This window comes from Geobacillus sp. LYN3 (genome assembly GCF_003064505.1).
In the GTDB taxonomy this organism is placed as follows: domain Bacteria; phylum Bacillota; class Bacilli; order Bacillales; family Anoxybacillaceae; genus Parageobacillus_B; species Parageobacillus_B toebii.
Window position 1 is genome coordinate 2,125,879 of sequence record NZ_QCWL01000001.1, and the last position, 9,107, is coordinate 2,134,985.

Below are 9,107 nucleotides of genomic sequence, written 5' to 3' on the forward strand. Positions count from 1 at the left end.
CCCTTTGTCCCCGAGGTTATAGGGATGAGGAATTTGGGTCATCACGCTTTCGGCTGCGATTCGATCGTGGCAGGCACCACATATCCCATTGGCAAACCTTGATCGGTCACTTGACGGTGCAGTTTCAACCCGTAGTACCATTGCTTTTTTGAAGCGCAATACCCGATGTCGGCGATCCCTTGAAACCGTTTGACACGATGCATTCTCGCAGCATGGCACAACGGGAGCGGCAAGCTATCGACCACGGCATAGGCATGATGTTGGCCGCGTTTCGCCAGTTCATGGCGGATCCATTTCATCGCCCAGCGCAGCGCCCGGCAACGGCGATTGTATCGGGAACGTTCGAGAAACTGCCCGTTTGTGAACAAATTTCCGGTGACAAAGCGATGCCATGCCCGTTCGGAAGAAAAGCCCAGCAGCTTCCCCAAAAGGTGAACCGCCATGACCACTTCGTCTTCTTGCTTGACCAAGTGACGGTTGCGGCGATGAAGATACATTTGAATCAACGACAGTTGGGCAGAAACAAAACAGAAAATAGCGGCATATTGTTTTTGAAGTTTGGCTGGATCTGTAGTAAAATGAAAGTGCTCTTGCATGGGGGATCTCTCCTTTCGAATGTTGGGTGACACTTTCATTCTACTGGAGATCCGCCAGGCAAGGGCTATTTTTATGCTTGATCAAGTTTATCTAGCACCACAGGTTAAAAAATGTCATTTTATAGAACAAACATCCACGCCTTCCTTCTGCAGCGCCTCATATAACCGCTGCGCAAACAGCACCGCTTTCTTACCGTCCCCGTGAATGCAAATCGTCTCCGCTTCAATCGGAACATCGATGCCTTGCAAAGAGCGGACGCGTTTTTCTTTCACCATGGCAAGCACCTGAAGAACCGCTTCCTGTTCATCGACAATCAACGCGCGCGGGTCGCTTCTTGGTGTCAATGAACCATCTTGTTGGTACGTTCGATCGGCAAATACCTCACTTGCCGTCCGCAAGCCGATTTTCTTTCCGACGCGAATCAGCTCGCTTCCGGCAAGTCCGTACAGAATTAAGGTTGGATCGACATCGTACACCGCTTTGGCGATCGCCTCCGCCAGCGCCGTGTCTTTCGCCGCCATGTTATAAAGGGCGCCGTGCGGCTTGACGTGCGACATCTTCCCTCCTTCCGCTTTCACAAACGCAGCGAGCGCCCCAATTTGATAAACAACATACGCATACGCTTCTTCTGGAGTTACCGCCATGTTGCGCCGGCCGAATCCAAGCAAGTCCGGAAACCCCGGATGCGCGCCGATCGCGACTTTTTGCTCTAATGCCATCTGCACCGTTTTCCGCATCACAAGCGGATCTCCGGCATGAAAGCCGCAAGCGACATTGACCGATGTGACATACTGCAAAATCTCTTTTTCCTCGCCGAGGCGATATATTCCAAAGCTTTCGCCAAAATCGCAATTCAAATCAACGCGCATAGCCGATTTCCCTCCATTTTTGATGAATGATCATTTTCCATTTTTTTATTTCTTGCTCTCGTTCGATATATAACCGTTGTGCTTCTTGCCACGATACTTTTTGAAATTGAATATGATCGCCTGGGCGCGCCTGCGCTAAAATCGGAAGGTCTACGCTAATTACTTGAGCGATGCGCGGATACCCTCCTGTCGGCTGGCAATCGGCCATCAATACAATCGGCTGGCCGGAAGCAGGCACTTGCACCGTTCCAAACGTGACCGCTTCCGAAATCATTTCTTGATTCGTCTTGCGCTCAAGAGCTTGCCCTTGCAAGCGATAGCCCATGCGGTCCGATTGCGTCGTCACTTCATACGCGGAAGAAAAAAATCGCTCTAGGCTTTGCTCGGTAAACATGTTATATTCCGGGCCTTTCACGACACGTATCATTTTTCTTTTCCCTTTTATGTAATTTCTCGCAGAAAACGCAATCCCCCAACGAATAGGATTTTTTGGAATCGTTATCGTCTTGGATCTCAGGGACAATACATCCCCCGGCTGCAGCGCTCTTCCATGAAAACCGCCGATGTGCGCTTGTACATGGGTAGAACGGCTGTTCATCACAATCGGAATGTTAAGCCCGCCCGCAAACGCGATATATGCGCGATAGCCGCCTTGACACGCCCCGATCGATAACACATCATCGCGTCGGATGACAAGCGGCTTCCACATCGATATTGGTTCGCCGTTTAATGCACAGCGAAACACGCCGCCGCAAATTGCAACGAGCGCATCCGTTTCAAAGCGAAGCGTCGGGCCGTTCATCGTAATTTCTAATGTCGCCTCATTCGCGTCATTTTCGACAAGCAAATTCGCAATCCGGCTCGCAAATGAATCCATCACTCCTCCAACGGATACACCGGCTTTTTGATATCCGAAGCGTCCTCCGTCCTGCACGGTTGTGAAAAATCCGCTATGTATTACTTGAATCGTGCTCATTCTCCCACATCCTATACTGTTCTTCGGTAATTGGACGAAATTGTACGATATCTCCCGCACGAAGCAAGCTTGGTTCCGGATCATACGGCCGGAATAAGGCAAGCGGCGTTCTTCCGATAATTTGCCATCCGCCCGGAGTCGCCAGCGGATAAATCCCTGTCTGGCTGCCGGCAATGCCGACCGAACCGGCTGGCACAAGCGTTCTTGGCGTGGCGCGGCGCGGTGTCGCGATTTTAGGCGACAGTCCTCCCAAATAGGCAAAACCTGGAGCGAAACCAATCATATAAACGCGATAACGCCCTTGCGTATGAATGGCAATGACCTCGTCTTCCGTCATCCCGTGAAAGCGTGCCACTTCTTCTAAATCAGGGCCAAACTCTCCACCGTAACAGACGGGAATGACAACGGTTCGTGATGGCGGCGCTTTCACCTGTTCAACCCGCTCAAGCTCTGTTCGCAGCCACTCGCATATTTCCTCACAGCTTCCGGCGACAAGCGGATCGTAATACACCGTCACCGATGAAAACGTTGGGACAATATCAAAAATCCCGTCTTTGTTCTGTTGTTCCAAAAAAGCAGCGACACGATGAACGTAGTCATTCACCGCTTCATCTACTTTCGTCGAAAAACGAATCGTCACCGCATATTCACTTAATGGAAACATCGTATAATCCATTGCCATCCCTTCCTTGAAAAAACAATGCTAGGCGGCCTGCTTTCGCTTTTCGGCCGCTTCCGGTGAAAACCGATGCTCCCGAACCAGCGTACTGAATCCCGCCACTACATTGAAAATCGGCACCGCCATTGCGGCCGACTAGCTGACCGTATATTGCCGCCTTCGTTCTTGTTCGATCATATCCCGCTGAAGGCAACTATTTTATTTATCATGCTTCCCCTTGTTTTAAATGAAACGTATATTCATTATAATAACAATAAACGAAATTTTCTATCTATTTGTAATCAAAAAACCCTGCCGATATCATCCCGCACAGTTCGTCCTTTATAAAACTTTCGCTCTTTCTCTAACGGTTTTTCTTTCGCAGTAATAAGGTCAGGAACGATTTTGATGACAACAGTCGCGCTTCCTGCCGATGAGCGGTAAGATGATACATGCTTCTCGGAAAGCGGTCGGTCAAAATAGCCCGGCACATATTTGCCAAGCAACTGGTCGAGCGCTTGCGTCGCTTCGTCTAAATCGGAAACAATCTCGGCTTTGCCAAACAACATAACACTCATATAAGCGGTGCTCGTTTTTGCTGGAACGGGATGCACCATTGTCCCGATATGCTCGCTGACGGTAAAACAAACGCGCGGATTGCGCCGGATTATATCGATTTTTCTCCCTTCTTCCGCTCCATGCACGTAGATGCAGCCGTTCCACCATACGAAATTAAGCGGTACGACATATGGATCACCACCGTCTGCCAAACCTAAAAATCCGGTCAACGCTTCCTGCAAAAACCGGTTGATTTTTTGTTCATCTTTGCATTCCAACATATCCCTTCTCATCTATTTTCCCCCTTCCTAGTTTATAATGGAATCATAGAAAAAAACTGACCTTATGAACAGGGACAGAATTAAATAAAAAAGAAGGGTCAGAGGAGGAAAACGCAGTGGAATTGCAGCCCATTCTCGATCCAACAAACGGCACACCGCTTTACATGCAGCTGTATACGTACATAAAAGAGGAAATCACAAACGGCCATCTCCAAAAAGGAAGCAAGCTCCCATCGATTCGCGTGCTTTCCCAACACCTAGGCATCAGCAAAAATACCGTCGAAACCGCCTACCAGCAGCTTCTTGCCGAAGGATATATTGAAAGCAAACCTCGCGTAGGATTTATGGTGCAAGAACTAGAAGAACCTCTCGCACCGCAGGTTTCCCAAATCGATGTTCTGCCGGAGGCTCCGAAAAGCACGCCAATTCGCTACAATTTTCGCTACGGTCATATTGACCTTGACCATTTTCCGATGAAAACATGGCGAAAATGTCTTCTCGCGGCGATCGATGCGGAGCGAAGCGAATTATTATGGTATGGCGACCGCCAAGGAGATATCGGCTTGCGCAAAGAAATCCAACGCTACTTGTATCACGCGCGCGGCATTCGCTGTTCGGCCGAACAAATTATTATCGGCTCTGGCACGCCGCAACTGATTGGCGTCTTATGCCAGCTGTTTGACCTTCGGCACGATGCGGTCGCTTTAGAAAACCCTTGTTATAATGTCATTCGCACCATGTTTCAAAACCACCATTTTTCCATTATCCCGATCGATCTGGAAGAAGATGGTCTGAATATCGACCAGCTGCAAACAACCAACGCGAAAGTCGTTTATGTCACTCCTTCGCATCAATTGCCGCTTGGGATGGTGCTGCCGATCGGAAAGCGGCAAAAGCTCCTGAAATGGGCGCAGCAAGCAAACGGATTTATTATCGAAGACGATTATGACAGCGAATTCCGCTACGGAAGCAAACCGATCCCTGCGTTAAAAGCGCTCGATACAGAAGACCGCGTCGTTTATATCGGCACGTTTTCAAAAGTGTTCACCCCTGCCATCCGCACGAGTTATATGGTGCTGCCGCAACATTTGCTAGAGCGGTTTCATGAACGCTGCTCCAATTACCATCAGACCGTCGCTACGGTCGTCCAAAAAGCGCTCGCTCACTTTATGCGTGAAGGCCATTTTGAACGCCATGTCCGCCGCATGCGCACCATCTACGCAAAAAAGCGGCAGGCGCTTATCGAAGCGATTCGCGAATACTTCGGTGATCAAGCAACGATCATCATCGGCGACAAAGCGGGGCTTCATCTTCTTGTAAAAATAAAAGGCAAGGACACCATCGAACTTGTGCAAAAAGCAGAACAAGCGGGCATTCTCGTCTATTCCGCAGCGAAATATTGGTTTGGGAACAACGGAACGCCGCCTTCTTATATTTTGCTGGGGTTTGGCGGCATGAGCGAGAAAGAAATTCGCGCAGGAGTTCGCGCGTTAAAAGAAGCATGGGGGATATAGGGAAAGTGATTTGCATGGTTCAAAGCAGTGAAGAAGCGACACACTTAGCTTAAAGTGTATCGCTTCTTTGTATTCTATGAAACAGGCAGCGAATTATTTTGATTTTCCATACGAAAACAATCAGATAACTTTGACGATTTTATAGTTGGTCATAGACTATCATAATTTTACCGAATTTGACTATTCATCCTTCAACACATTTTTTGATGGGAACAATTATAATAGTCCAATCCATTTCCAATAAGTAGCACTAAATAAGAGAATTAGTAAATAGCCCATAACAGTTAAAGGAATACCCGACTTCAAGAGATCTTTTACCTTGAAAGCACCTGTTCCATACGCTAGCATATTTTGCGGTGCGCTTACCGGCAGTAAAAATCCAAAACTAACGACAAACTGTTGGATTAGAACAAAACCAATACTGTTAACATTTAAATCAACAGTTGATGTAAACGCTATCATTATAGGGATTAACGCAGATGATAAACTTGTTGCACTAGCAAAACCCAAATGAATAAGTATATTAAATAGCGAAACGATTGCAATGATTATAAGAATAGGCATTTTTTCTAATCCCATTATTTCAAATACTTTATTCGATAACCATTGAGCCCCTTTCGTATCTAATAAAATCGTACCAAGAGCAATACCGACCGCAAACACAATAATCGTTCCCCATGGAATAAGCTTTTCAATAGATTTCCAATCAAATACGCCAATCTTAGGAGTTAACAAAATTGCCACTGCTACAAGAGTCACTGTTGTAGTATCAAAAGCATGGAGTCTTTCTTCTGTCGCCCAAAATAAAAGAAGGATAATGGAAATAATGATAAGTCGTTTCTCAGCTGGTTTCAACGGTCCTAAATCTTTTAGTTGCGAAGATATTAATGCTTGTCCCCCTTCTATCGCTTTCGTCTCAGGTTTTATTAAGTTGATCATGACGAAATAAAGAACAATGGACATTAAAACGGACCAAGGAGCTGCATATAGAAACCAAGAACTCCACGAAATCGATGTACCGAACTCTTTCTCCATAAATCCTAAAGCAACCATATTTTGTGCAGCTGCTGTCTTAATTCCTACATTCCAAATTGAAACTGCTTGTACCGCTGTAATAACAAGAAGTGCACTTAATCGGCTATCTTTTGGCAATCCGAATGCAGCTACCATTCCCAGTAACATCGGAATGACTGCACCCGCCCGTGCTGTTGCGCTTGGAACAAAAAAGCTAAAACAACAGATACGACAATTGTGCCTATAACAACATTTCTTGTTTTCGTTCCAACATGAGATAAAATCCATAGTGCGAGCCGTTTGTCAAGAGAAGTAGCTTGCATAGCTGCCGCAAGAAAAAGCGCTGCCGCTACTAATGCTACCGCTGGATTACTAAATCCCGATAATGCCATTTTCAGTGCCTCGCTTGTCCCAATGTTGACGGAAGGATTATCAATACCAGGTGCCATACCAAGCAGTAAACCTACAAGACCGATAATCATCGCTGCACTTACCGGATAAGACACCGCTTCTGTTACCCATAAAATAACGGCAAATGCTAAAATGGCTAAAGCTCTTTGGCCAGCCACAGGTAAATCGACTGGATTCGGCAGCAAAATAATAACTATCAGTACTACAAAAGCTAAGATTAACCATGCCATTTTTAACTTACTCTTTTCCAGCTTTTTCACTTCTCCTTCCCCCTTTTTATCATAAAATTTCTATATACCTCCTACTTTTATTGTAAGGAATTATTTTCTAGTAAGATGATGATACATTTGTACATATTTTGAAAACTTGCCTATTTAAGTTGAACTTGTGAGGTCAGTTTTATTACAGAATTAAGAAATTTGTTTTCGACTGTCAAAAACAATGACCGAACAACACCTTAGCAGTAAACACCATTCGCCTGCATGATGGTTGTTCGGTCATGATTCTTTGATAAAAAATGAAAAAGTTGAAATATATTTATGATATAAATCATTTATACTACGGTTATTATTGTTGTTTCTGTAGATGAGAAAGCACAGACGAAATCCCATCAATCAAATCTCCAGCGAGCACGTCCCATTGAGAATGTCCGTTTTCCACAAGCATATCCGCAGCTTTTCCGTGAACCCAGACGGCGTTGCTAATGGCTGCTTGTGCGGAGTGATGCTGCATGAGAAACGCGGCAATCATTCCTGTCAGCACGTCGCCGCTTCCGCCTTTCGCCAAAGCAGGATTTCCTGTCGTGTTGACGTATTGCGAACCGTCTGGTGCTGTGACAATCGTATAAGGCCCTTTCAACACCACATAGATGCCATACTCCGTTGCCAGCTGCTTCGAAATGCCAAACCGGTCGCGTTCAACTTCATCGATAGACAGATCAAGCATGCGCGCCATTTCTCCAGGGTGCGGAGTAACAACGGTCGCATCCTTCCGTTCGCGAACGAGTGAAGCATACTCGTTCCAGAAAAACAGCGCATCCGCATCCATCACCATCGGCACAGGCTGCTGCAACAAAGTGTGGACAAGCTGCCGTGCGCCATCCGTTCTTCCCATCCCCGGGCCAATCGCGATCGCATCGATATCCAACCTCGATACATCGATCACGCCGGAAAACGAACCGTCATGCGATGGGCACGGATAGTACATCGCTTCCGGAACGCGATTGGCGACAACGGAATAAATGTCATCCGGCACCGCCATTGTCAATAATCCCGCACCGCTTCGCAGTGCGGCTTTTGCCGTTAACGTAATCGCACCTGTCATTGGCCGGGAACCGCCAACAACAAGCAATTTTCCGTATGTTCCTTTATGGGACGACTGTTTTCGTCTCGGCAAAGTCCGTACGACATCATCTTCCTCCCATGTCGAGCGGACCGCGGCATTCCGCACCACGGCAAGAGGCGGAATGCCAATGTCGACAACGAGAAGCTCCCCGTAATAATCAGCCGTCGGGAACGTGTACGCCCCAAGTTTTGGGCATTGAATGGTGATCGTCATATCAGCGCGAACCGCTGTTTCCACCTCTCCCCCATCCGCTGGAGTTCCACTCGGAATATCAACGGCATAGACGATTGCGTTAGAACGATTGACAAGTTCGATAATCTCTTTGTACGGAGAACGGACGGCCCCCTGAATGCCGATCCCAAGAAGCGCATCAATGATTACGTCATAATGACGGACCTGTTCGGCAAAGTATTGTTCATTTCCGATATATTCTTTGATGTCATATCCCGAACGCTCATAAGTAGTTAGCGCTGTCTTTGCTGCACCTTTGATCTTTTCTTTCGGCGGAATAAGCCATAAATCCACGTTATAACCACAGCTTTTCAACATTCTTGCAACAACAAATCCGTCACCGCCGTTATTCCCTGTTCCCGCTAGCACCGCCACAAGCGCCGAATGCGGAATGCGTTCGCGCAGCACATGAAACAGCGCCTGCCCGGCATTTTCCATCAAGGAATCGGCGCTGATGCCGATTTGTTCAACCGTGTCGCGGTCGATTTCGTACATTTCTGCGGCTGTAACGATATGCATCATGCTCACCTCATCTATAAATATGTATTTATTAACTTGTTCTCCATGAAAGAGAAAAACACCTCTGAACCTCTGCACGACTAAAGTCGGCAGGTTCTTGTGTACTAAAGAGCTTCGTCTATACCTTCGTATAGA

The 9,107-nt window shown here is 46.9% G+C and carries 7 protein-coding genes and 2 pseudogenes; 1 reads left to right on the forward strand and 8 read right to left on the reverse strand.

The window, feature by feature from the left end; all coding sequences use genetic code 11:
• From DCC82_RS11045 to DCC82_RS11070, 6 genes and pseudogenes are all read right to left on the reverse strand, one after another.
• Positions 1 to 596: pseudogene (locus tag DCC82_RS11045) on the reverse strand (IS982 family transposase); the annotation flags it as partial.
• Positions 597 to 710: 114 nt separating this feature from the next.
• The gene (locus tag DCC82_RS11050; RefSeq protein WP_108430356.1) at positions 711 to 1,466 is read right to left on the reverse strand and encodes a LamB/YcsF family protein; all 756 of its coding nucleotides are present in this window, start codon (positions 1,464 to 1,466) and stop codon (positions 711 to 713) included.
• Positions 1,456 to 2,442 carry a 5-oxoprolinase subunit C family protein gene (locus DCC82_RS11055; protein WP_015864116.1) on the reverse strand — a complete coding sequence of 329 codons (987 nt, stop codon included), beginning with the start codon at positions 2,440 to 2,442 and terminating at the stop codon, positions 1,456 to 1,458. Before DCC82_RS11055 ends, DCC82_RS11050 begins: the two co-directional genes overlap by 11 nt.
• Positions 2,417 to 3,118, reverse strand: coding sequence for a 5-oxoprolinase subunit PxpB (pxpB, locus tag DCC82_RS11060; RefSeq protein ID WP_015864117.1), 702 nt, complete (start codon positions 3,116 to 3,118; stop codon positions 2,417 to 2,419). Before pxpB ends, DCC82_RS11055 begins: the two co-directional genes overlap by 26 nt.
• Complete coding sequence (locus tag DCC82_RS11065; protein WP_097354606.1) at positions 3,090 to 3,314, reverse strand: hypothetical protein; 225 nt, start codon at positions 3,312 to 3,314, stop codon at positions 3,090 to 3,092. The genes pxpB and DCC82_RS11065 overlap by 29 nt, the downstream gene beginning before the upstream one ends.
• An 88-nt stretch (positions 3,315 to 3,402) precedes the next feature.
• The gene (locus tag DCC82_RS11070) at positions 3,403 to 3,951 is read right to left on the reverse strand and encodes a pyridoxamine 5'-phosphate oxidase family protein (protein ID WP_015864118.1); all 549 of its coding nucleotides are present in this window, start codon (positions 3,949 to 3,951) and stop codon (positions 3,403 to 3,405) included.
• 104 nt (positions 3,952 to 4,055) lie between these two features.
• On the opposite strand from DCC82_RS11070, the gene pdxR reads away from it, so the two are divergent.
• Positions 4,056 to 5,453: a MocR-like pyridoxine biosynthesis transcription factor PdxR gene (pdxR, locus tag DCC82_RS11075; RefSeq protein WP_108430357.1), complete on the forward strand. Its 1,398-nt coding sequence runs from the start codon at positions 4,056 to 4,058 to the stop codon at positions 5,451 to 5,453.
• Between the two features lie 216 nt (positions 5,454 to 5,669).
• On the opposite strand, the pseudogene DCC82_RS11080 reads toward pdxR, so the two are convergent.
• Positions 5,670 to 7,108, reverse strand: a pseudogene (locus tag DCC82_RS11080) (DASS family sodium-coupled anion symporter).
• Positions 7,109 to 7,445: 337 nt separating this feature from the next.
• The gene (locus DCC82_RS11085; RefSeq protein ID WP_097354609.1) at positions 7,446 to 8,972 is read right to left on the reverse strand and encodes an NAD(P)H-hydrate dehydratase; all 1,527 of its coding nucleotides are present in this window, start codon (positions 8,970 to 8,972) and stop codon (positions 7,446 to 7,448) included.
• Positions 8,973 to 9,107 lie beyond the last annotated feature (135 nt).